The following is a 20949-nucleotide window of genomic DNA, read 5'->3' as shown; positions in this document are numbered from 1 at the left end:
GCCATTCCACGTTACCGAAGTTGTTCAGCGTGGAATAGGCCCCCGCCTTCGCGAGGGCGATGTGGTTGCTGAAGGGATGGTCGCGTCGCCGTTGGCGCGTCGTCCTCGCGAAGGCGGGGACCTATTCCACGTTACCGAAGTTGTTCAGCGTGGAATAGGCCCCCGCCTTCGCGAGGGCGATGTTGCTGCTGGGGGATGGTCGCGTCGCCGTTAGCGCATCGCCCTCGCGGAGGCGGGGGCCTATAGCATGCCGCCGAAGTTGTTCAGCGTGGTGTGGGCCCCCGCCTTCGCGAGGGCGATGTGCGAAAAAAATGCCGCGAAGTTCGCGGCATTTTGTTTACCCGTGCTGGCGGATGAACTCGCCAATCTTCGGACAGATCGTCTCGCGCCAGCGCCGGCCCGAGAAGATGCCGTAGTGGCCGGCACCCGGCGCCACATAATCCTGCTGCATGTCAGCCGGAATGCCGGTGCACAGATCATGCGCCGCCTGGGTCTGGCCAGCACCGGAGATGTCGTCCAGCTCGCCTTCGACGGTCAGCAGCGCCACGTTGGTGATGTCTTGCGGCCGTACCAGCTGGCCACCCACCATCCAGGTGCCCTTCGGCAGGCTGAAGTCCTGGAACACGGTCTTGATCGTGTCCAGATAATATTCAGCAGGCATATCAAGCACCGCGTTGTACTCGTCGTAGAACTTGCGGTGACCTTCGGCCGGTTCGTCGTCACCGGTCACCAGGTGCATGTAGAACTCGCGATGGCTCTGCGCGTGACGGCCGGGGTTCATGGCGATGAAGCCCGCATGCTGCAGGAAGCCCGGATACACGCGGCGCCCGTAACCAGGGTAGTTGGCGGGCACCGAATAGATGACCGTGTTCTCAAACCACGAGTACGCCTTTTCGGTCGCCAGATCGTTGACGGCGGTCGGCGAGCGGCGCGGGTCGATCGGGCCGCCCATCATGGTCATGGTCTTCGGCAGCTGCGGATCCTTGGCAGTGGCCATCAGTGAAATGGCGGCCAATACCGGAACCGTTGGCTGGCACACCGAAATCACATGCAGATCGGGTGCAAGCAGGCGAATGAAATCCTGTACGTAGTAGATATAGTCGTCCAGGTGGAACGGGCCTTCGGTCGCCGGGACCATGCGCGCATCGGTCCAGTCGGTGATGTAGACGTCGTGTTCGACCAGCAGCGCGCGCACGGTGTCGCGCAGCAGCGTGGCGTGGTGGCCGGACAGCGGTGCAACGACCAGCACCTTTGGCTGCTTCAGCTTGGCGAACTGTTTGTCGCTCAAGTCTTTCTTGAAATGCAGCAGTTTGCAGAACGGACGTTCTTCGACCGTGTGTTCCATGATGCCGACGGGTTCGCCGCCGATGACGACAGAACGGATCTCGAAGGCTGGTTTTTCGTAATCTTTGCCGAGGCGGTACATCAGCTCGTAACCGGCAGCGATACGCTGCGCGAACGGCGTGTGGGCCAGGGGCGACACGGGATTGGAGAACAACTTCGCTGAGGCATCAGCCCACTGCATCAACGGAGTCAGGAATGAGCGTTGCATCTCGTGCAATTGGTAAAGCATACATATTCCTTCAAAATGATCGGTTGGCTTGCAATCGTTTGCAGCTCCCGCCCGCCGATTATAGGCTATTTGGGAAAGGCAACTTGCAATTTTGGGTGCCTATTGGAAATCCAGCATCACTGGAATTTCGCGTAAGGAATCCGTAAGCGTTAACCAGTTTTAACACAGTATGCTGCACTGCGTTTATGAGCTACCTAACGCATAAAAAAAATGCCCCGACTGAGCGGGGCATCTGTTGCGTGCGAGTTACTGAACAATGTCAGTCAAATACAGGACTTTCCACACCGAGAATCTTGTGCAGCTTCGGCGAGGTGGTGGTGTACTGCATGTGGATCTTCTTGTCCGGGAAGATATATGGTGCAGCGCCGAAAGCGGCCAGAGCAGCTTCGTGGAAGCCCGACAGAATCAGCTTCTTCTTGCCTGGGTAGGTGTTGATGTCACCCACGGCGAAGATGCCCGGTACATTGGTTTCGAACTTTTCGGTGTTTTGCACCTTGAGCTGGCGACGCTCGATATCGAGGCCCCATTCCGCGATCGGGCCCAGTTTTGGCGACAAACCGAAGAACACGAGCAGCATGTCGAGCGGTACGCGGCGGGTGACGCCATCGGCACCGGTGACCTTCACTTCGGCCAGCTTGCCGTCTTTTTCGTCAAAGCCAGTCACCTGGCCGGTGATCAGTTGCATTTCGTAGGCATCGCACAGAGCCTTCATCTTGGCCACCGATGCTGGCGCAGCGCGGAAGTCTTCGCGGCGGTGCAGCAGCACAACCGATTCAGCCTTGCCAACGAAGTTCAGTGCCCAGTCCAGCGCGGAGTCACCGCCGCCGCAGATGACCAGGTTCTTGCCTTCAAAGAGGCTTGGATCTTTCACGCGGTAGTGCAGCTGCGAACCTTCATACACTTCGATGCCATCCACCTTGATCGTACGCGCCTGGAACGAACCGACGCCAGCGGCGATAAAGATGGTCTTCGTGATGAAGCGGGTGCCGGTCGAGGTTTCAACGTTGAAACGGCTGTCTTCACGACGCTGCACGCCGGTGACTTCCTGGCCCAGGTGGAACGTTGGTTCGAACGGTTCGATCTGCTTGAGCAGGTTGTCGGTCAGTTCCTGGCCGGTACAGACAGGCACGGCAGGGATGTCGTAGATCGGCTTGTCAGGATAGAGTTCAACGCATTGTCCGCCTACCGCTGCCAGCGAATCGATCACGTGAGCCTTGATTTCCAGCAGGCCGAGTTCGAACACCTGGAACAGGCCGACCGGGCCCGCGCCGATAATCACGGCATCGGTTTCGATGGCGCCGGCAAAGGTACTGTTGGCAGCAATGCTGCCCGCTTCGTGGGTGGCGGTAATAGACATGCGTTACTTCCTGTTGATTTTGAATGGTAGTGCGATGTTGCACCGCGTCAGGGGCATCAGTGTGCCATGTCCTGCGCAATCGTGCTGGCGCCGCCGCAGCGGCGCCGGGAGCGTGTTAGCGTACCAGCTGGTCCAACTTGTTTTTGACGTCTTTCCACTGCTCTGCGTCTGGCAGGGCTGGCTTGGTCTTGGTGATGGACGGCCAGGCGCGTGCCAGTTCAACGTTGATTTTGATGAACTGCTGCTGGTCGGCCGGCACGTCTTCCTCGGCGAAAATGGCGTTGACTGGGCATTCGGCCACGCACACGGCGCAGTCGATGCACTCGTCAGGGTCGATCGTCAGGAAATTCGGGCCTTCCCGGAAACAATCTACCGGGCATACATCGACGCAATCGGTGTAACGACAGCTGATGCACGATTCGGTGACAACGTGGGTCATAACAGTCCTATCTAGAAAGGGGTGCTGCGCGCTGGCGGTGCGTAACACGTCCGCCTACTAAAGCAAAGCACTGTATTTTAAGGCAATTCGCTTATTCCCACAAATCAGGCTTATACACAATATACATAAGCAAATACAAGGGTCAGCGCGCATGTTGACGATTTTTTAACGGAGAAACGGGCTGTTCAAGCCCGTTTCGGCGCTGGCGCGCAGCTGGGTGAGCAGGGTTTGCCACGGCAAGGCGGCTGCACTGCCATCTTCGACGAAGGCCACCGTATGCTGCTGTCGACCGTTGTCGAGTGTGATGTGCCACTGGCCGATATCTGCGCCCAGCGGCGGCGGACGCGCGGCGGGCAGGTATTCCACGCTGTCGAGCAGGGCTTCGATGCAGGAGCCGTTATGCAACAGAGCCGTGTCGACCTGGTAGTGTTCCGCCTGGCCACTAAGGCCGCTGGCACAATGTGCTGTGATTTTCATAGCTGTCTCCAGATGTCAAGGCTGCAGTGGCGCTGGCCGGCCATTTTCAGCGCACCATTTCGCCAGCTGATCGCGTTCCACGTCCAGTAAGGCTTCGACGTCGTAATACTCCGCCAGGTTCATCGTCCCGCAACAGGCGCGCCGGTCCTGGATTGCTCCCGGCGCATCCTGCACACCGGGTAACAAGTCGACACCGGCGACATGGTCCTGGTCCACCTCGCCCTGGACGACTTCGCGCTGTACAAAGCGGTTGCGGATCGCGTTGCGGGTCGCCATCGGCAATGCATCGTCTACCGCCAGGCGCAGCATGGCATTGACTACATCGGCGTACGTGGCGGCATGGTCGGGCGCGGCGATGAAAGCGCGCAGGACCAGCCCGCGTATCACGGCGCCGACCTGGTGCAGCACGGCCGCGTCGTCCTTGCGCGCGGGATCGCGTTCGAGCGCAAACACGTCGGCCAGCACGTCGTACACGGCGCCGGTGAACACTTGCGAAATGGCGTGCACTTCGGTGCCGGCCTGCGACAGGGTGATGTCATTGTCGGCGTTGCGCAGGCCGTTGGGGCGGCCCAGTGCCAGGCCGAATTGCTCGGCAATGTCTGCCAGGAAGGTTTTATCGTGCAGGCGGGCGCGCGTTTGCGCCACGATGGCTTCGCACTGGTCCAGCTGCGACAAGGTCAGGAAGATCGCCGTCATGTCGCCGAAGGATTCGTGCAGGCCGCCCGTCTGGGGCGGATTGTCGGCCAACAGCCATTCAGGCTTGAGGCCGTCGAGCACGGCGTGCGCTGTTTCGTGCGACACGATATCGAGCGAGCGGCAGGTGTAGACACGGCTTGGCTGGCCGATCGGCACGAAGTCGCCAAATTTCAGGCACGCCTCGGTGCGGCTGTAAAACGCGTTCATTACATTCGGCAAACCGTACGGGAAGATGGTCAGCGGTTCGACGTTGGCGCCATCATTCCACTGCCAGGGCAAGGGCGTGTCGGTCGCATCGTTGCCGGCCAGGGCGCGCTGGTACATGGTGAGCGTCTGGCGCACCACGGCGTAGGTGTGCACAGCATCGAACTGGGGCGTATCGGGCGTGGTGACAAAGTCGCCAAAGGCATTCGGGCTGACCGCCTCAATGCCTGGCTGGCCGAACGTGACGCGGGCGTCGCGCGGGCCGTCCAGCATCAGCCCCGGCAAAAACACCTTGCGGGTGCTGATTTCGGCCACCGACGGATCCTGGCGCCACATCAGGACGCGCGCACCGAGTCCAAATGGCACGGGCACCGGTTCCGCGCCAAGTCCGGTACGGGGAGGGCCGGGTTCAAGCAGGGTGGCGACACTTTTGCGATGCTGCCGATAGGCAGCGCTGGGGGTGGGAATGAAGCTGACCGGCGGCTGATGCGCCGAAAAAGGTTCTGATTTGCTGGACCGACGTTCCATGATGAAATCTCCGCTTGCACCGCCAGAAACAAGGCGGCTATAGCGGAAATAGTGGCGTGGCTGGCGGGCTCAGCGATTGATTCAGGTCAAACAGTGCGCCTACAGCAGGAACAAGGCCAGCATGGCCACCACAGTGGGTGGCAGGGCGCCCAGGAGCAGGCTGCCAAAGCCGATCTCGTTGTCGTTGAAGCCTTCTCGCAACAGCGACACGCCCGCAGGATTGGGCGCATTGGCAATCACGGTCAGGCCGCCGCCGGCAACGGCACCGGCCACCAGCATGTACTTGGCTTCCTCGCTCATGCCGGCAATCAGGGAGCCCAGGTAAGTCAGGGCGGCGTTGTCGGTAATGGCCGTGAGGGCGGTGGCGCCGAAGAACAGCGCGGTCGGCTTCAGGCTCGACACGATCGGCTGCAACCACCACTGCTGCATGCCACCCAGCACCACCAACCCGGCCAGGAAGAAGCCGACCAGCAAGCCTTCCTTCAAAATCAGCGGGTTCTGGTATTGCTCATACGCCTTGGTAAAGCCGAGGAAGAACATGAACAGGCCCATGAAAATCACGGGATGGTGGGCAAACGCGACCACGCCACCGAGGAACAGCAAGTGAATCAGTGCCACCAGGGGCGGGATGCGGTCGGGTTTTGGGGCACCGGGCGCGTCGTTGCTGATGTGGGTGCGCAGCAGGAAGGTAATGACGGTCGCATTCAGGCCCACGGCCAGGGCCGACTTCCAGCCAAAGTGCGTGGCCATGTAAGCGCTGTCCCAATTCCAGGTGGTGGCGACCATCAGCACGGGCGGGGCGGCGAAGGAGGTCAGCGTGCCGCCGATCGAAATATTCACGAACAGCACGCCCAGCGCGGCGTATTTGAGCCACTCAGGAATCCCCTGGCGGAAAATCAAAGGGCCGAGCATCAATGCGGCCAGCGTCATGGCCGCCGGTTCCGTAATGAAGGAGCCGATCAGCGGCACCAGCGCCAGACACAGCCACACGCGCACGACGGCAGTGCGCAAGGGAACGACTTTCGCCACAGTACTAATCAGCGCGCGGATGGTTTCCAGCACTGGCTTGGACGCGGCCACGACCATGATGACGAACACGAACAGGGGCTCGGTGTAAGTGCGTGTTTCGGCGTACTTGATCGCTTCGGCGCCACCGGACACGACGGCCATGGCAATAATCAGCACCAGCGCCCACAGGCCAAACACCACCTCGACTTCGCCGAAGAAATGGAACAGGCCAGCGTGGCGCGGGAAGCGGTCGGCCAAGCGTTCAAAGGTTTTGGCAGCAAAGGTGTGCGCAAGGGCCAGGCCAAAGAGAACGGCGGCAATCAGTTGGATATCGGTCATGGGATTCCTGGCGCAATGTTAGAGAGCAATTATAAATCAGCAATACGGTGCTACAGGGCCTATGTTGCAGGTGGTATGATGGCCGAAAAATGACCAAGGAAGAACAACATGGCAGACATTAATATCGTCCACGAACATAAACTCACCCCTAAAAAGGCGCGCGAAGCCGCACAGAAAGTGGCGGACTCGATTGCTGACGAATACGGTCTGGAATGCGAATGGGAGGGCGATGTGCTGCGCTTCGAGCGCAGCGGTGTGCAGGGGCAGTTGACCTTGGAAAAAAAGAAGGCCGAGATGTTCATTCGCCTGGGTTTTTTGATGAGCGCGTTTGCGCCAACCATTGAAGCCAAGGTGCACGAGAACATGAAGAAGGTGTTTGGGGCTGCCTGACATCAAGAAGGCGCGGCGGCATGAAGTTGCCCGTCGAGATCCATATTTTGTCTCATTTGTGGCCCAGTTCATCTTCGGTCCATCATTGAAGAGGGCGCATGTCGTCATACCCGATCCCACCGCTTGCGATTTTCTCCTTTCTTGGCTTTACTATTCTTGCGTACGTGTCAGTACCGCTATTCCTGCGTTTTTTTTCGGCCCACGCCCCGTCGTCGTTCGATGAACTCGGACGGCCCAAGGCAAGCACGATATTTTCGAGATCGCCCTCCGACTGGAAAATCCAGTTCCGTTTTGTCAGGTTTGTGTTGACTGGTCATGCCTGGCGGTTGACGAGTGGATGGATCAAGGCCCTGGCGTGCGTTGTCTGGATCTCTTATGCGGGACTCTATGGCAGCCTGCTTTGGCTGGCGTATGCCTTGCTTCTATCCTGATCCGCTAGAATTTTGAGAGGAATGACGTGTTCTTCAATAAAAACAAAAAAGCAGACGCATCGGACGATAGCGTCGCCGCAGTGTTTTGGGGCGCGAGCAATCGGATGGTCTGCTGCAGTGGGATTGATGGGGAAACGAACGAATTCAACACGACCAGCCATCCAAAATTGGCGCAGCAAGGGTATGTCGCCACGCTGGAAATACAGACTGCGCAGAGCGAACCTGCACTTTATCTGCATGCATTTTACTCAGGCCATTGGTCGTTTGCCGTCAGTCCGGCGAGCGAAGATACCGATGAACTGCCAAAATGGAAAATCACGCGTGAATGGGGTTTGGTGAACCCGCATTCGGAGACCTTGACGATATTCTGCCCCCGGGGATGCAGCGTTTCGGCGATCGACAGAATTGCTAGTCACGATGAATAGGACTGCAGTGGGTTCTTGGTAACCACTTCAATTCGGTAGCCATCCGGATCAATCAGGAATGCGGCGTAGTAATGGTCGCCGTAATCCGGACGCAGCCCCGGCGCGCCATTGCAGTGCCCGCCGATCTTCAGGGCCGCTGCGTAAAACGCATCTACCTGCGAACGTGAGTTGGCGCTAAAGGCCAGATGAAAGCCCGGCCCCGGCGCTTGCGCCGCGTCGTTCAGTTTGAGGCAGAGAATGTCTTGTCCATCGACCAGGCCGTAACCGACAGCATCATCATCTTCGAATACGCGCCGATAAGCGATAGCAGCGAACGCCGCGTCGTAGAACGCGCTGGACAGCGCCAGGTCGCGTACGCCGAGCGAAATATGGTGCAGCATGGATTTCCTTCAGACGAGTATCACCCGCCAATAAAAATGCCGCTCAACCAAGGGTGAGCGGCATTCGTCTGATTGCTGGGATCAGCCCTTCAATTCTTCAATCAAATCCACATACTGCTGCATCGCGTCTTCCTTGCTGGTGCCTTTCAGGCCATCCCATGCATCGAACTTGGCGCGGCCGACCATGTCGGTGAAGCCTGGACGCTTGCCGTCGGCGTCGCCAGCCGATGCCTGCTTGTACAGACCGTAGATTTTCAGCAGCGTCATATTGTCCGGACGCTCTGGCAGGTTCTTGGAATCGGCGAGGGCCTGGTCGAATTGTTCTTGCAAACTCATAAAGTCTCCTGTTGGCTGAAAAATGGTTGCTCGGATATTGTCGCTAGAGTAATGTGCCTAGAATCTTAGCGCAACGGCAATCGAATTGCGCGACATAATAGCCAAAACGCAGTTCTTTAGAGGAGACGCTCCATGTTGTCGAAAGCTCTGTCCGGATTAAGCCGCAGGAAAATGTCGACGGTCGACACGGCATGGCTGAGGATGGATTCTGAAGGCAACCTGATGATGATCGTGGGCGTCTCGATGCTCAGCAAGCCGGTCAGTGTGGCAGGGCTGCGCCAGGCGCTCGAGTCGCGTTTCCTTGTGTACAGCCGTTTCCGCAGCCGCGTGGTGAATGATTTGTCGGGTGCCTGGTGGCAGGAACAGGAAGTCGATCTGGACGACCATGTGATCCACACGGCGCTCCCGTCCAACAAGAATAACACCAGCAACAAGCCAGCGCTGCAGGCACTGGTGGGCACGCTTTCGCAGCAGCCCCTGAACCCGGAAAAGCCGCTCTGGCAGATGCACCTGGTCGACAATTGCATGGGGGAAGACGGCAAGCTGCGCCAGGCGCTGATCATCCGCATCCACCACTGCATCGCGGATGGGGTGGCGCTCGTGGGCGTGTTCATGTCGATGTTCGACAAGAGCGTCGACGAAAAAGACCATTCGCCCACGCCGCGTGCGGCCGCCGCTGCCGAAGAAAACCCGTGGGAACAGATCATGCTGCCGGTGACGGCCGCGTCCGTCAAGGCCATCGATCTGTCGTCGTCGATGTTCATCAAGTCGCTCACCATGATGACCGACCTCGACAAGTTGCCCGGGCAGTTGTCGACACTGGGGCACACAGCAGGCCAGCTGGCGATTGATGCGGTCAAGCTGACCACGATGGACGAAGATAGTCATACTCGCCTCAAGGGTAAACCCAACGGCAAGAAGCATGTCTCGTGGAGTGAACCGCTGCCGCTGGCCGAGGTCAAAGCCATCAGTAAGGCGTTTGGCTGCTCCATTAACGACGTGCTGATGGCCAGCGTGGCAGGCGCCTTGCGCGCCTACCTGCGTTCCAAGGGCGACGCCGTTGAAAGCGATTGCGACGTGCGCGTCATGGTGCCGGTCAATCTGCGCAAGGCCAGCCGTCAGCAAAAGCTGGGCAATGCGTTCGGGCTGGTGCCGCTGGTGCTGCCGGTCGGGCTGGAGAATCCAGTGGCGCGCTTGTTTGAAGTGCGCCACCGCATGAACGAGCTCAAGGGCAGCTATACGGCGCTGGTGGCCATGTCGGTGCTGGGTGTGCTGGGGGCGACGCCCAAGCAGGTACAGACTGAGATTCAGAATTACTTCGCGCGCAAGGCCACGGCCGTCATGAGCAATGTGCCCGGTCCACAGCAGCCGCTGTTTATTGCGGGTAGCCAGCTGGATCAGTGCATGTTCTGGGTGCCGCAGTCGGGCGACATCGGGATTGGGGTATCGATCCTGAGTTATAACGGCGGGGTGCAGTTTGGCATAGTGACTGACGATGCGCTGGTGCAGGACCCGGATAATATTATCAAGCGCTTTGCGCCGGAATTTGAAAAGCTGGTGATGCTGGCGCTGATGGGTGATTGGGAGTAGGGCTTCGTTCCATCCGCATTCCACGGTCGATCATCGGTGGAATGGGCCCCCGCCTTCGCGAGGGCGACGGGGGTTGGTGTCAGGCTTTGAAGGTCAACAGCGGCGTCAGCCGCGCGATGGTGCTGACCAGGGCTTCCTCCACTTGTGACTGAATTACCGGGCCGATCGGTTTGTAGGCACTGGGCGCCTCTTCAATCCTTCGCTCCTCGCGCAAGGTGATGCATTCAAATTGTCTGGCGGCGACCAGGCCGTCATTGTTGGACTTCCAGGTCATTTCCATGCGCGATACCGCGCGCCCGGCGCCGTGGCTGGCGGAATTGGCAAAGCGCGTGTTGCCCAGCCCGTCGAGCAAGTAGGAGTCGTCGCCCATCGAGCCCGGTATGAGTAGCGGCTGCCCCGGATGCGCGGGCGTGGCACCTTTGCGGTGGACATTGCCGGCTGCTTCGCTGAGCACGATGTTGTGGGGAACATCGCACACCAGCGGCATGGCCAGGTCGCCATACACTTGCCGTATGCGCTGGCGCACCAGTTCCATCACCAGTGCGCGGTTGGCATCGGCATAGTGGGCCGCCGCGTGCATTGCGGACAGGTATTCCTGCGCCAGGGGCCCGACCAGACCATACAGACCGGAAGCAGGATGTTTCAGGCCCGCCGGCCATTCCTGTTTTGCGCGATCCATCCAGCGCTGGCCCACATAAAAGCCAACATCGCGTGACCCTGTGTGCACCATCACTGCCAGCTGACCGGGGCGCACGCCAAGCGCGTACGCACGGCGCCGGTCGAGCACTTCCGAGACTTGCTGAAATTCGACAAAATGGTTGCCACCGCCGATGGTGGCCAAGCCTGGGTCGCGCATCATGCCGCGGCGGCGGTCTTGCAGTCCCTCCGGCGCATAGTCAGGATTGCCCAGGGTGAACGAGGCGGCAAACAGTTTTTCCGTTTCAGCTTTGACCTGTGCAAAATCCAGGTGCGCGAAAATTCCCTCGGGCGTGCATTGCATGGTTTCCCAGAACGCGCCAAGACCGCCTTGGAACAGCGCCGTCATGGCCGCTGGTGTGGTCGGCACATTCCGGCTGCCTTCCAGCAAATCGCCTTTGAGCAGGGTAATCAGCTGGGCCTTTTTTGCCAGGAACTGGTCCAGACTCAGATCCAGAACATGCAGGCGCATGCCGCAATTGATATCGGTGCCAACTGCTTGCGGGATCACGAGATCGTGGCTGGTCACCAGAATACTGCCGACCGGAACCACCGAGCCCGGATGAAAGTCGGGCGTGGCGCAGGCTTTGCACACTTGGCCGCCGGATGGATGACGTACGCCGGCGAAAGCCAGCAGTTGGGTAATTGCCTTGGCCTCCAAGGGGAGGGAGGCGGGAAGCAAAATTTCGGCAGAGACATCGTGCTGGCCGGCTGCACTGACGCGCACGATGTTGCCATCGCGTTCGGCCAGAATGCCATGCGCGGCAAGCGCCTTGCTCAGGCGATAGGGAGATACAGGGTGTTTCATGGCTGCTTTCAAGACGTAAGAAATCGCACCTCGCAAGAGGCGGTTTCTTCAGAGGCAGCAGCCAATACAACGAAGAGGGTTGTTACTATAACACGGAGCGAGCGGCACAAACAACATCGCCCCCGAAGGGGCGATGGTCAGTCGTTCTGCTTTTCTTCTGCTTCTTCTTTCCTGCGCTTTGCTTCTTTTTCTTCGTCACTGTCGCGGAACGGGTAGGTTGCGACGTTGACCGCGCCTTTGGTCACGGCCACGCCAGCACCGACAGCCGTCGAGGCCACCGAAACGACCGCGCCGCCGACCGCCAGCACCGTGCATCCGCCTAATGCCGGCAGCAACAGTGCCAGGAGCAGCGCGCGCATTCTTAAACGCCCAGCAGTTCGACGTCGAAAATCAGGGTGGCGTTCGGTGGAATCACACCGCCCGCGCCACGTGCGCCGTAGCCCAGGCTGGCAGGAATGGTCAGACGGCGCAGGCCGCCGATTTTCATGCCTTGCACGCCTTCGTCCCAGCCGCGGATCACTTGGCCTGCGCCCAGCGAGAACTGGAATGGGTCATTGCGGTCCTTGCTCGAATCGAATTTGGCGCCCTGAGTGCCGTCGTCGTTGCGCAGCCAGCCAGTGTAATGCACGGTAACGTGCTGGCCTGCTTTGGCTTCGGCGCCGCCGCCGACGGTAATTTCTTCGTATTGCAGACCGGAATCGGTGGTGATCGTGGACATGTTATTCCTTGTTAATGTGGGAGTAACCGGGGATTGTAGTCGAAGGCGCCCCAAAGCGCTATTGCACATGGGTGGACAGAATTTCGATTATGCTTCGGTTTCATTGTCATTTTTAACAGCCCGCCACCCATGTCCCAACTCGCTTTGCGTCCTGTTCTGACCGCCTTCGGGCGCGCCCTGGTGTCCCAGTTCAGTGGTCGCATGATTCTGCTGTCGGCGATTCCCTTTTTCCTGTCGGTGGCCTTGTGGAGCGGCTTGCTCTACACCGGCTTGCAGCCATTGTTCGATGCGATCCAGGCCTTTTTCGACGCTAACGGATTGCAGGAAGGCAATGGGGTGCTGGGCATGCTGGGCCTGGGATTCCTGAAAAACGTGCTTGTGCCTTTGCTGGCGATGTTGCTGTTGTTGCCCTTGATGATAGTGACGGCATTCATTTTCATGGGGGTGGCGGCCATGCCCGCCATCGTGCGTCATGTGTCGGCGCGCCAATATCCCCAGCTGGAGAAGAAGAACGGGGGCAGTTTCATCGGCAGTGTGAAAACCAATATGGGCGGCATGCTGGTGTTTCTGCCAATCTGGCTGCTGACGCTGCCGCTGTATCCGCTATCGGTGCCGGTCCAGGTGCTGCTGTGGGGCTGGCTCACTGCGCATGTGATGAGTTACGACGCACTGGCCGATCATGCCAGCGAGGAAGAGCGCCAGGAACTCAAGCGTCGGCACCGCACCCCTTTGATGGTGATCGGCATCGTGTCCGGCGTGGCAGGGGCCTTGCCGGGGCTGGTCTGGGTCGGCGGCACAGTGCTGTCAGTGGTGCTGTTTCCCATCCTGGCGCCCTTGTCGATCTGGATCTTTGTGCTGATCTTCATTTTTACCGGTCTGTGGTTCCAGTATTACTGCCTGCAAGCGCTGCAGGACTTGCGCGCGGCCGGCAAGCAACTCTAATCAAGGGGGCAAGGTGGCATTTGGTCTGATTATCATTGGCGACGAAATCCTGTCCGGCAAGCGCCAGGACCAGCACTTTGCCAAAGTGGTGGCCCTGCTGGCCGAGCGCGGTTTGCAACTGGCCTGGGCGGAATATCTGGGCGACGATCCGGCCCGTATCAGCGCCACCCTGGCGCGCACCATGGCCAGCGGCGATATTGTATTTTCCTGCGGCGGGATTGGCGCCACGCCGGATGACCATACGCGCCAGGCCGCCGCGCAAGCGCTCGGTTTGCCGCTTGAGCTGCATCCGGAAGGCAAGCGCCTGATTCAGGAGCGCATCCGCGAGATGTACCTCGAAGCCGGCAAGACACCCGAGCTGGATACGCCAGACAATCTGCACCGCCTGAAAATGGCCGAATTCCCCCGTGGCGCCAGCCTGATTCCCAATCCGTACAACAAGGTGCCCGGTTTCACCGTGGGGCATCATCATTTTGTGCCAGGTTTCCCGGTCATGGCCTGGCCTATGATTGCCTGGGTGCTCGATGAACACTACAGCGACCTGTTTAATCTGGAAGCGCGCAGCGAGCAGTCGGTGCTTGTTTTTGGTGCAGCGGAGTCGGAACTCACACCCTTGATGGTCGCAATCGAGGCAAGCTACGCACCGGTAAAGGTGTTCAGTCTGCCAAGTGTGGGTGATGCAACGACGCGTCGCCACATCGAGCTGGGCGTGAAAGGCGAGGCGCAGCAAACCAAGGCGGCGTTTGCGCATCTGTGTGCCGAACTGGCGCGCATGAAAGTGGAATTCAAGCCGGTCTGATCAGTGTGTCATGCAGGTGCTCGATGACCGTTGCATGACAAAACGGCAGGCATGTTTTCATGCTGTGTACTCAGCCGTTGTTTTTTTGCGAAAAACAAACAGGCAGTTCAGTTTTTATTGAACAGACCTTCGTGCCGCTGCCTGCGATGTGGTGCAATGGTAGTCGTGCGTACACGGGAATTCATCGCAAAATTCCTGTGACAATTTGAATAAACAAAGCAATACGATTGACCACCACGCTCATTGGAGAAACCTGTTGCACAGATGGCGAAGGTTGATGCGGTGAACGCAGGTACGATTGATTCAAACCGGTTGAGCCATCATGGAAAGTAATCGTCGTTTTCGACGGCCCCGCATCGTCGCGCGCGCAGTACGCAAGTTACGCGCCCGCGCCGTGTCGGCAAATTCGCAGGAACGCGGTCAGCCCGCGTTCAGTTATCCGCATCCCCACCTGTCGCTGGTGCCTGAGGGACCACAAGAAGATGGTGAAGGCATGCAGAATGAATCCGCGCCGCAGGAAGCAGCGCCCACGCCGCCCAAAAAGCGCAGCCGTATCAAACCCGCACTGATCCTGCTGTTGCTGATGCTGCTGTCGGTTGCCGTGGTGTGGGCCATTAACGAGTCGCGTACCTCGTCCATGCAGGCACGCGTGTTTTCCAAGATTGCCAAAAAAATCAGCTACAAGGTCGAAAAGGGGCCAAGCAACGCGATCCGCTTCCCGCATGACAGCCCGTACGACGAGCGGCTCGGTTACGCCAACTTGCCCGACTACCTGGGCAAACTGAAGGAGCGCGACTACGACATCGAAGCGCAAGCCCGCATTTCGCCGAAGATGATCGAACTGGCCGACATGGGCCTGTTTGCCACCTACCGCGAAAAGACCAAGGTCGGCCTGGAAATCCTCGACTGCAAGAGCCAGCCGTTGTTCGCTGCGCGCTACCCTGAGCGCTTTTTCGAAAACTTCGAGCAGGCGCCCACGCTGCTGGTGCAAAGCCTGCTGTTCATCGAAAACCGCGAACTGCTTGATACCACTTACCCGAAACGCAATCCGGCTGTCGAGTGGGACCGCTTCAGCAAGGCCGTGTTCGACAAATCGCTCAATGTCTTCACCGGCAGCGATCAGCGCTCGGCCGGCGGCAGCACGCTGGCCACCCAGATCGAAAAATACCGCCATTCACCGGACGGCCGTACCAGTTCGCTGTCGGAAAAACTGCGCCAGATGGGTTCTGCCACGCTGCGCGCCTACCAGTATGGCGAAGACACCACCGTGGCTCGGCGTCAGATCGTGGTGGACTATCTGAATACGGTGCCTCTGTCGGCCAAGCTGGGCTACGGCGAAGTCAACGGCATTGGCGACGGCATGTGGGTCTGGTATGGGCGCGACTTCAACGATATGAAAGCGTCCCTGAAAGGCAATCCGACCTCACGCGAGGCAGCGCTCACTTACAAGCAGGCGCTGTCGCTGATGATTGCCCAGCGCCGCCCGGCGCACTACCTGGGCGCCGGCAAGGACGACCTGGAAGCACTGACCAACACGCACTTGAAGGTGCTGGCCCAGGCCGGAGTGATTACCCCGGCGCTGCGCGATGCGGCCCTGAAGGTCAAGCTGGAGCCGTCGCAAGGCTCGGGCGTGCTGCCCCCGGCGGCCAACACCTTCGTCTCGCGCAAAGCGACCAACGCCGTGCGTACCCACCTGGGCAGTTTGCTGGGCGACGGCCGCCTGTATAACCTCGACCGGCTCGACCTGTCGGTGGTGAGTACTCTCGATTCCGACGCGCAGAAAGCAGTCACCGCGGCGCTGCGCAACCTGCGCGACGCCGATGCGGCAGCAGCGGCTGGCCTGACCGGCAAGGGCATGCTGGGCAATGGCGATCCGGCCAATGTGGTCTACAGCTTTACGCTCATGGAACGCGGCGAGAACGTTAACTATTTGCGCGTGCAGACCGATAACTACGACCAGCCACTGGACATCAATGAAGGCGCCAAGCTCGATCTGGGTTCCACGGCCAAGCTGCGCACCTTGGTCACCTACCTCGACATCGTCGACCAGCTGCACCAGCGCTTCGAGCCGATGGACGCGGCGGAACTGAAAAAGACCGTGGTCGATCCCAAGGACCTGCTGTCGCAGTGGGGCATTGCTTACTTCCTGAACCTGCCCAAAAATGGCGACCGCGGCTTGCCTGCGATGCTGGCGGCAGCGCTGGACCGCAAGTATTCAGCCAGCCCGTTCGAAGGCTTCTTCACGGGTGGCGGTCTGCATACCTTTGGTAACTTCAGCAAGCTCGATGACAAGAAGATCATGCCGGTACGCGACGCGCTGAAAAGCTCGACCAACCTGGTCTTCGTGCGCCTGATGCGCGACGTGGTCCGTTACTACATGTTCCAGCTACCTGGTTCTTCAGCCGCGCTGCTGGCCGACGCCGACGATCCGCGCCGGGCTGAATACCTTGCCCGTTTCGCGGACCGTGAAGGACAGGAGTTCCTGGGCCGCTTCTATAACAAGTACCGCAACAAGACGGCCGACGAAGCGCAAAAGGTGCTGCTGGCCAGTATGCGTAAAACGCCGGTGCGGCTGGCGAACGTGCATCGCACGATTTACCCGAATGCCTCGGTCAAGGAGTTCGGAGACTTCATCAACGACAACCTCGAGTCGAAGAACGAAGTGCCGGACGAACGTATCGCCCGCATGTACGAGCAATATGCGCCAACCACCATGTCGCTGGCCGATCGCGGTTACCTAGCTACCATCCACCCGCTGGAACTGTGGCTGGTCGGGTACATGCGTGAGCACGAAAAGGCCAAGTTTGCCGACGTGGTCAGCGCCAGTGCCAAGCAGCGCCAGGAAGTGTATGCGTGGCTGTTCAACACCCACCGCAAGCACGCCCAGGACCGGCGCATTGCCGGCCTGTTGGAAATGGAAGCCTTCCTGAAGATTCACGCGCAATGGAAGCGCATGGGTTATCCCTTCGATTCGCTGGTGCCGTCGTATGCCACCACGCTGGGCGCGTCCGCTGACCGTCCGGCTGCATTGGCCGAAATGATGGGCATTATCGTCAACCAGGGCATACGCAAGCCGGTGGAGCGCATCGATTCGCTGCACTTTGCCGCTGCCACGCCGTACGAAACGCTGGTGCGCCATTCCAAGGCGCCAGTGGGCGAACGGATTCTGTCCGAAGCGGTGGCGCGGGCTGCTGCCGATGCGATTCGCGCCGTGGTGTCGGAAGGTACCGCCAAGCGTGTCAAGGCGGCGTTCAAGATGGCGGACGGTTCGATTATCGCCGTCGGTGGCAAAACCGGTACTGGTGACCAGCGTTTCGAGGTGTATGGCGCGGGTGGCCGTCTGATCGAATCGCGCTTTGTGAACCGGTCTGCGACCTTCGTCTTCAATATTGGTGAGCGCTTCTTTGGCAGTATGACGGCGTATGTGCACGGGCCGGAGGCGGGTAATTACGACTTTACCAGCGCATTGCCGGTGCAACTGCTCACGACCCTGGCGCCGACGCTGATGCCGATGATCGAACCGCCGAAGGATACGGTGGGCAAAGCCTGCGTGCGCTGAGCCACGCATAAAGCGCAGAAAGCGAGAGTAGCTACATCGCCCTCGCGCAGGCGGGGGCCTATGCCATTTGTCCGAATTCGGTGACGTGGCATGGGCCCCCGCCTTCGCGAGGGCGATGAGGCGACGGTAAAGCTTGCAAGTTTCATAGAATGTTGGCATTGTCCCAGTCCATGAAACCACTGCAACTCGCCATGTCCAAAATCCGGAAGTTTACCCAGTTCTCCTTCAAGGACCTGGTTGCCGCCACCGGTCCCACTGTCCTGACCATTGCCGCGCTGTGCGTGCTGGCCTATTTCCTGGTCGATCCGACCCCACCGCGGGCGGTCACCCTGGCCACCGGGCAGGAAAACAGCGCCTATGAGGAACTGGGCAAAAAATACGTGGCCGCGATGGCCAAGCACAAGATCAAGGTTACCCTGGTGCCCTCGCTGGGCTCGCAGGAGAATCTGCAGCGCCTGAACGACGGCAAGGTCGATATCGCCTTCGTGCAAAGCGGCTCCACCGAAGAGGCGGAGGCGCAGCGCAAGGGCCTGGTCTCACTGGGCAGCCTGTTCACCGAACCGGTCTGGCTGTTCCTGCGCGAGCCTGTGGCGGTAGACCAGCTTACCCAGCTCAAAGGCTTGAAGATCAATGTTGGACCGGAAGGCACGGGTGTGCCGAAAATGTTCCGCCAGGTGCTGGCCTTGAATGGCGTGGAACCCGCCGATCTGACCATGGGTGCGCTGGAAAATACGCCGGCCACCGTGGAACTGCTGGAAGGGCGCATCGATGGCCTGGTGTTCTCGTCCGGCCCGGACGCGCTGCTGGTGCAAATGCTGCTGCAAACGCCAGGCATCAAATTATTCAATTTCACCCAGGCCGAGGCTTATACGCGGCGCCTGCCTTACATGACGCACGTGGTGCTGCCGCGCGGGATTGTGGACGTGGGACGCGACATTCCGTCGCAGGATTACCATTTGATCGCGCCGACTGCCACGCTGGTCGCGCGCGAAGATATCCACCCGGCGCTGGTTGATCTGTTTGTGCAGTCAGCCACGGCGATTCATGGCGGCACCGGCTGGTTCCAGCAGCAGGGGCAGTTCCCGTCGGCCCGCTACACCGAGATTCCGGTTGCGCACGAGGCGGCCAAGTTCTACAAGGATGGCCCGCCGATGCTGCAGCGGTATATGAGCTTCTGGATGGCCAATTTCCTCGACCGCATGTGGGTTGTGGTGGTGGCGCTGGCTGCCCTGGTGCTGCCGCTGTCGAAAGTGGTGCCGCCGCTGTATGTGTGGCGCATCCGCTCGCGCGTGTACCGCTGGTATGGTCAATTGCGCACCGTGGAACAGGAGCTGGAAACAGCCCAGGGCGATCCGGTCCAGTGCGAAGGCTTGCTCAAGCGGCTCGATGAAATTGAAGAACTGGTGAATCAGATTTCCATTCCACTGGCGTTTGCCGATGGTCTGTATGGGCTGCGCAGCCACATCAACTTTGTGCGGCAGCGGGTGAGGAATGCGATGAATGCCGCGGTTCCCACGACTGGTTTGCATAAGGCCGGCGCGTAACGTATGACTTCAGGTTTCAGGCGGGCCAAGCCGCTGCAGGTTGATTTCGCCGGCCCGAAGATCATGGCCTGGATCGGTATTGTGTTTTTCATGCTCTTTGCTACAGCGTCAATTCTTGCGGGACAGGTCGGTCCCGCTCTGCTTTTCTGTGCCTTCATCTTGTTTGGCGCCTATATCCTGATCGCGGGCGGGCGCTTGGAGCTGGACGAAGAAGGCATTAGCGACATCAATCGCTTTGGCCACTACCGTATCTTGTGGCGCGAGGTGCGGAGCATCGAATTCAGCAGGAATGGCATGATGTTGTTGCACGGGGACGGCAAGCGCTTCGTGATGTACCGGCCTGGGTCCTGGTCTGGTCCAAAACGGCGTGCTGCCGTGAAGCTGTTTGAAAGCAAAATCAACAATGTCCCGGTATTGAAAAACAGCTTTTCGGTGAAGTTGTTGATGCATAAAAATGTGAAGACCGCGGCATCCCCGCCGGCATGATTTTCCCAGAATCGATCAGTGATGAGGTGCGGGCGCGATGAAAGTTTACCTGGACGATGAGAGAGCGACGCCCGATGGCTGGCATCGCGTCTACTGGCCCGACGAAGCAATCGCGCTTCTTGAAACGGGCCAGGTTACCGAATTGAGCCTGGATCACGATCTGGGCGATGACGTACGCGGTACTGGCTATGACGTGGTGTTGTGGGTAGAGGAAGCCGTGATCACCCGCGGATTTGTTCCTCCGAAAATGCGGGTGCATTCCGCGAATTCGTCAGCACGCCAAAAAATGGAACTCGGTATTGCGAGCATTAACAAGCATCAGCGGGCCTGATTTCCGCGTCAGCCTTTGGTCTGGTTCCACCAGCTGCGCCAGCAGTATCGACTGTGTCTGTTGTTGTAGTGTGGATGGCGGCCCCGCATCGTCCTCGCGCAGGCGGGGACCCATGCCACCTTTGGGAATTCGGTGAGGTGGCATGGGCCCCCGCCTGCGCGAGGGCGATGTGCATCTGTTCGTGTCTTAGGCGCCCGCCCACGGCAGGCCGGCCTTGCACCAGCCGCCGACATTTTTGCGGTGGCCTTCGGCATCCTTGTCACCTTCGAAGCCTTCAAGAATATCGAAGCTGTTGGCGTAGCCGTGCTGCGTCGCCAGCGTGGCCGCGTGGCGCGAGCGCACGCCGGAGCGGCACAGGAACAGCAGCACGTCGTCCTTGTTGGCCACGGCATCGAGCTGCGCCACAAAGTCGGGATTGGGCACGCCGCCCGGATAGGTACTCCACTGCACTGCGCCGTGCTGGGCCTCGGGCAGCAGCACCCGTCCGACCCAGTCGCGCTCGGCATTGGTGCGCACATCGATCAACTTCATCCGTGGGTCAGCCTGCACCAGCGCAAACGCTTCGGCTGGCGTGACCGCTCCCGCATACCCTGCACCCGGCGCACGCTCGCGGGCGGCGGCTAATACTTGGTCGACTGTGCTCATTTGCTGCTCCAAAGGACAATAGGTGGTTTAAGATAGGCGACGCTTGCACCAGCCCGATGCATTTTGCCCGTTTTCGTGCAAAACGCATCAAATCGGTGCAAATTTATTCGATTGCACCAGAGTTGTGCGCGATTGACCTCGCGCAATTTCGATGTCAAAACAGGAACACGCAATTTTAGGATCAATTGCCAGCACATTCAACGACGCAATCTGCATTTGCTCATGCCAATTATGCTGGCACAGTTTCT

General features: G+C 59.4%; 21 protein-coding genes. 9 read left to right on the top strand and 12 right to left on the bottom strand.

All coding sequences use genetic code 11. The features are described from left to right. Positions 1-337: 337 nt before the first annotated feature. The 6 genes from BUC24_RS17245 to BUC24_RS17220 form a co-directional block, all read right to left on the bottom strand. Complete coding sequence (locus BUC24_RS17245) at positions 338-1573, bottom strand: polyhydroxyalkanoate depolymerase (RefSeq protein WP_073218871.1); 1236 nt, start codon at positions 1571-1573, stop codon at positions 338-340. 259 nt (positions 1574-1832) lie between these two features. After that, the gene (locus BUC24_RS17240; protein ID WP_073218868.1) at positions 1833-2930 is read right to left on the bottom strand and encodes an NAD(P)/FAD-dependent oxidoreductase; all 1098 of its coding nucleotides are present in this window, start codon (positions 2928-2930) and stop codon (positions 1833-1835) included. Between the two features lie 115 nt (positions 2931-3045). After that, positions 3046-3369 (bottom strand): ferredoxin FdxA, encoded by a 324-nt coding sequence (gene fdxA, locus BUC24_RS17235; RefSeq protein WP_073218865.1) that lies wholly within the window; start codon positions 3367-3369, stop codon positions 3046-3048. Positions 3370-3534: 165 nt separating this feature from the next. Further along, positions 3535-3846, bottom strand: a complete 312-nt coding sequence (locus tag BUC24_RS17230; RefSeq protein ID WP_073218862.1) for a hypothetical protein — start codon at positions 3844-3846, stop codon at positions 3535-3537. 15 nt (positions 3847-3861) lie between these two features. After that, positions 3862-5274 carry a gluzincin family metallopeptidase gene (locus tag BUC24_RS17225; protein ID WP_073218860.1) on the bottom strand — a complete coding sequence of 471 codons (1413 nt, stop codon included), beginning with the start codon at positions 5272-5274 and terminating at the stop codon, positions 3862-3864. Between the two features lie 99 nt (positions 5275-5373). After that, positions 5374-6621 carry a putative Na+/H+ antiporter gene (locus BUC24_RS17220; protein WP_073218857.1) on the bottom strand — a complete coding sequence of 416 codons (1248 nt, stop codon included), beginning with the start codon at positions 6619-6621 and terminating at the stop codon, positions 5374-5376. 108 nt (positions 6622-6729) lie between these two features. Between BUC24_RS17220 and BUC24_RS17215 the strand changes: the two genes are divergently transcribed. Together BUC24_RS17215 and BUC24_RS17205 are read left to right on the top strand one after the other, a co-directional pair. Next, positions 6730-7011 carry a polyhydroxyalkanoic acid system family protein gene (locus BUC24_RS17215; protein WP_073218854.1) on the top strand — a complete coding sequence of 94 codons (282 nt, stop codon included), beginning with the start codon at positions 6730-6732 and terminating at the stop codon, positions 7009-7011. A gap of 457 nt (positions 7012-7468) precedes the next feature. Beyond that, positions 7469-7867, top strand: coding sequence for a hypothetical protein (locus tag BUC24_RS17205; RefSeq protein ID WP_073218848.1), 399 nt, complete (start codon positions 7469-7471; stop codon positions 7865-7867). Here BUC24_RS17205 and BUC24_RS17200 read toward each other — a convergent pair. Then, on the bottom strand, positions 7855-8247 hold the full coding sequence (locus BUC24_RS17200; protein ID WP_073218845.1) for a VOC family protein: 393 nt from the start codon (positions 8245-8247) through the stop codon (positions 7855-7857). The two genes, BUC24_RS17205 and BUC24_RS17200, sit on opposite strands and share 13 nt — an antisense overlap. A gap of 81 nt (positions 8248-8328) precedes the next feature. Continuing rightward, positions 8329-8583: an acyl-CoA-binding protein gene (locus BUC24_RS17195; protein ID WP_073218842.1), complete on the bottom strand. Its 255-nt coding sequence runs from the start codon at positions 8581-8583 to the stop codon at positions 8329-8331. 132 nt (positions 8584-8715) lie between these two features. Here BUC24_RS17195 and BUC24_RS17190 point away from each other — a divergent pair, with 132 nt between their 5' ends. Next, a complete protein-coding gene (locus BUC24_RS17190; protein ID WP_229448257.1) occupies positions 8716-10173 on the top strand; it encodes a wax ester/triacylglycerol synthase family O-acyltransferase in 1458 nt (485 codons plus the stop codon). 79 nt (positions 10174-10252) lie between these two features. On the opposite strand, the gene BUC24_RS17185 is transcribed toward BUC24_RS17190, so the two are convergent. From BUC24_RS17185 to BUC24_RS17175, 3 genes are all read right to left on the bottom strand, one after another. After that, the gene (locus tag BUC24_RS17185; RefSeq protein ID WP_073218837.1) at positions 10253-11677 is read right to left on the bottom strand and encodes an RtcB family protein; all 1425 of its coding nucleotides are present in this window, start codon (positions 11675-11677) and stop codon (positions 10253-10255) included. Between the two features lie 137 nt (positions 11678-11814). Continuing rightward, positions 11815-12036 (bottom strand): hypothetical protein, encoded by a 222-nt coding sequence (locus tag BUC24_RS17180; protein WP_073218834.1) that lies wholly within the window; start codon positions 12034-12036, stop codon positions 11815-11817. 2 nt (positions 12037-12038) lie between these two features. Then, positions 12039-12395: an FKBP-type peptidyl-prolyl cis-trans isomerase gene (locus BUC24_RS17175; protein WP_073218831.1), complete on the bottom strand. Its 357-nt coding sequence runs from the start codon at positions 12393-12395 to the stop codon at positions 12039-12041. 129 nt (positions 12396-12524) lie between these two features. On the opposite strand from BUC24_RS17175, the gene BUC24_RS17170 reads away from it, so the two are divergent. The 6 genes from BUC24_RS17170 (at position 12525) to BUC24_RS17145 (ending at position 20056) form a co-directional block, all read left to right on the top strand. Beyond that, on the top strand, positions 12525-13337 hold the full coding sequence (locus BUC24_RS17170; RefSeq protein ID WP_073218828.1) for an EI24 domain-containing protein: 813 nt from the start codon (positions 12525-12527) through the stop codon (positions 13335-13337). 13 nt (positions 13338-13350) lie between these two features. After that, positions 13351-14136 (top strand): competence/damage-inducible protein A, encoded by a 786-nt coding sequence (locus BUC24_RS17165; RefSeq protein ID WP_073218825.1) that lies wholly within the window; start codon positions 13351-13353, stop codon positions 14134-14136. Positions 14137-14629: 493 nt separating this feature from the next. Continuing rightward, positions 14630-17695, top strand: coding sequence for a transglycosylase domain-containing protein (locus BUC24_RS17160; protein ID WP_073220278.1), 3066 nt, complete (start codon positions 14630-14632; stop codon positions 17693-17695). A gap of 191 nt (positions 17696-17886) precedes the next feature. Continuing rightward, positions 17887-19239, top strand: coding sequence for a TAXI family TRAP transporter solute-binding subunit (locus BUC24_RS17155; protein ID WP_073220276.1), 1353 nt, complete (start codon positions 17887-17889; stop codon positions 19237-19239). Positions 19240-19242: 3 nt separating this feature from the next. Next, positions 19243-19725, top strand: a complete 483-nt coding sequence (locus tag BUC24_RS17150; protein WP_073218822.1) for a hypothetical protein — start codon at positions 19243-19245, stop codon at positions 19723-19725. A gap of 37 nt (positions 19726-19762) precedes the next feature. Further along, positions 19763-20056 (top strand): cyclic-phosphate processing receiver domain-containing protein, encoded by a 294-nt coding sequence (locus BUC24_RS17145; RefSeq protein ID WP_073218819.1) that lies wholly within the window; start codon positions 19763-19765, stop codon positions 20054-20056. A 186-nt stretch (positions 20057-20242) separates the two neighbouring features. Here BUC24_RS17145 and BUC24_RS17140 read toward each other — a convergent pair whose 3' ends face one another. Then, entirely contained in the window at positions 20243-20701 is a 459-nt protein-coding gene (locus tag BUC24_RS17140; RefSeq protein WP_073218816.1) for a rhodanese-like domain-containing protein, read from the bottom strand. Positions 20702-20949: the final 248 nt, after the last annotated feature.

Source organism: Massilia sp. CF038 (assembly GCF_900129765.1).
Lineage (GTDB): Bacteria > Pseudomonadota > Gammaproteobacteria > Burkholderiales > Burkholderiaceae_D > Telluria_A.
This window is presented reverse-complemented; position numbering and strand designations above follow the sequence as displayed.

Bases quoted from the DNA above. Each gene is read 5' to 3' on its own strand.
- BUC24_RS17245 (WP_073218871.1), bottom strand. From the start codon at position 1,573: ATGCTTTACCAATTGCACGAGATGCAACGCTCATTCCTGACTCCGTTG.
- BUC24_RS17240 (WP_073218868.1), bottom strand. From the start codon at position 2,930: ATGTCTATTACCGCCACCCACGAAGCGGGCAGCATTGCTGCCAACAGT.
- fdxA (WP_073218865.1), bottom strand. From the start codon at position 3,369: ATGACCCACGTTGTCACCGAATCGTGCATCAGCTGTCGTTACACCGAT.
- BUC24_RS17230 (WP_073218862.1), bottom strand. From the start codon at position 3,846: ATGAAAATCACAGCACATTGTGCCAGCGGCCTTAGTGGCCAGGCGGAA.
- BUC24_RS17225 (WP_073218860.1), bottom strand. From the start codon at position 5,274: ATGGAACGTCGGTCCAGCAAATCAGAACCTTTTTCGGCGCATCAGCCG.
- BUC24_RS17220 (WP_073218857.1), bottom strand. From the start codon at position 6,621: ATGACCGATATCCAACTGATTGCCGCCGTTCTCTTTGGCCTGGCCCTT.
- BUC24_RS17215 (WP_073218854.1), top strand. From the start codon at position 6,730: ATGGCAGACATTAATATCGTCCACGAACATAAACTCACCCCTAAAAAG.
- BUC24_RS17200 (WP_073218845.1), bottom strand. From the start codon at position 8,247: ATGCTGCACCATATTTCGCTCGGCGTACGCGACCTGGCGCTGTCCAGC.
- BUC24_RS17195 (WP_073218842.1), bottom strand. From the start codon at position 8,583: ATGAGTTTGCAAGAACAATTCGACCAGGCCCTCGCCGATTCCAAGAAC.
- BUC24_RS17190 (WP_229448257.1), top strand. From the start codon at position 8,716: ATGTTGTCGAAAGCTCTGTCCGGATTAAGCCGCAGGAAAATGTCGACG.
- BUC24_RS17185 (WP_073218837.1), bottom strand. From the start codon at position 11,677: ATGAAACACCCTGTATCTCCCTATCGCCTGAGCAAGGCGCTTGCCGCG.
- BUC24_RS17180 (WP_073218834.1), bottom strand. From the start codon at position 12,036: ATGCGCGCGCTGCTCCTGGCACTGTTGCTGCCGGCATTAGGCGGATGC.
- BUC24_RS17175 (WP_073218831.1), bottom strand. From the start codon at position 12,395: ATGTCCACGATCACCACCGATTCCGGTCTGCAATACGAAGAAATTACC.
- BUC24_RS17170 (WP_073218828.1), top strand. From the start codon at position 12,525: ATGTCCCAACTCGCTTTGCGTCCTGTTCTGACCGCCTTCGGGCGCGCC.
- BUC24_RS17160 (WP_073220278.1), top strand. From the start codon at position 14,630: ATGCAGAATGAATCCGCGCCGCAGGAAGCAGCGCCCACGCCGCCCAAA.
- BUC24_RS17155 (WP_073220276.1), top strand. From the start codon at position 17,887: ATGTCCAAAATCCGGAAGTTTACCCAGTTCTCCTTCAAGGACCTGGTT.
- BUC24_RS17150 (WP_073218822.1), top strand. From the start codon at position 19,243: ATGACTTCAGGTTTCAGGCGGGCCAAGCCGCTGCAGGTTGATTTCGCC.
- BUC24_RS17145 (WP_073218819.1), top strand. From the start codon at position 19,763: ATGAAAGTTTACCTGGACGATGAGAGAGCGACGCCCGATGGCTGGCAT.
- BUC24_RS17140 (WP_073218816.1), bottom strand. From the start codon at position 20,701: ATGAGCACAGTCGACCAAGTATTAGCCGCCGCCCGCGAGCGTGCGCCG.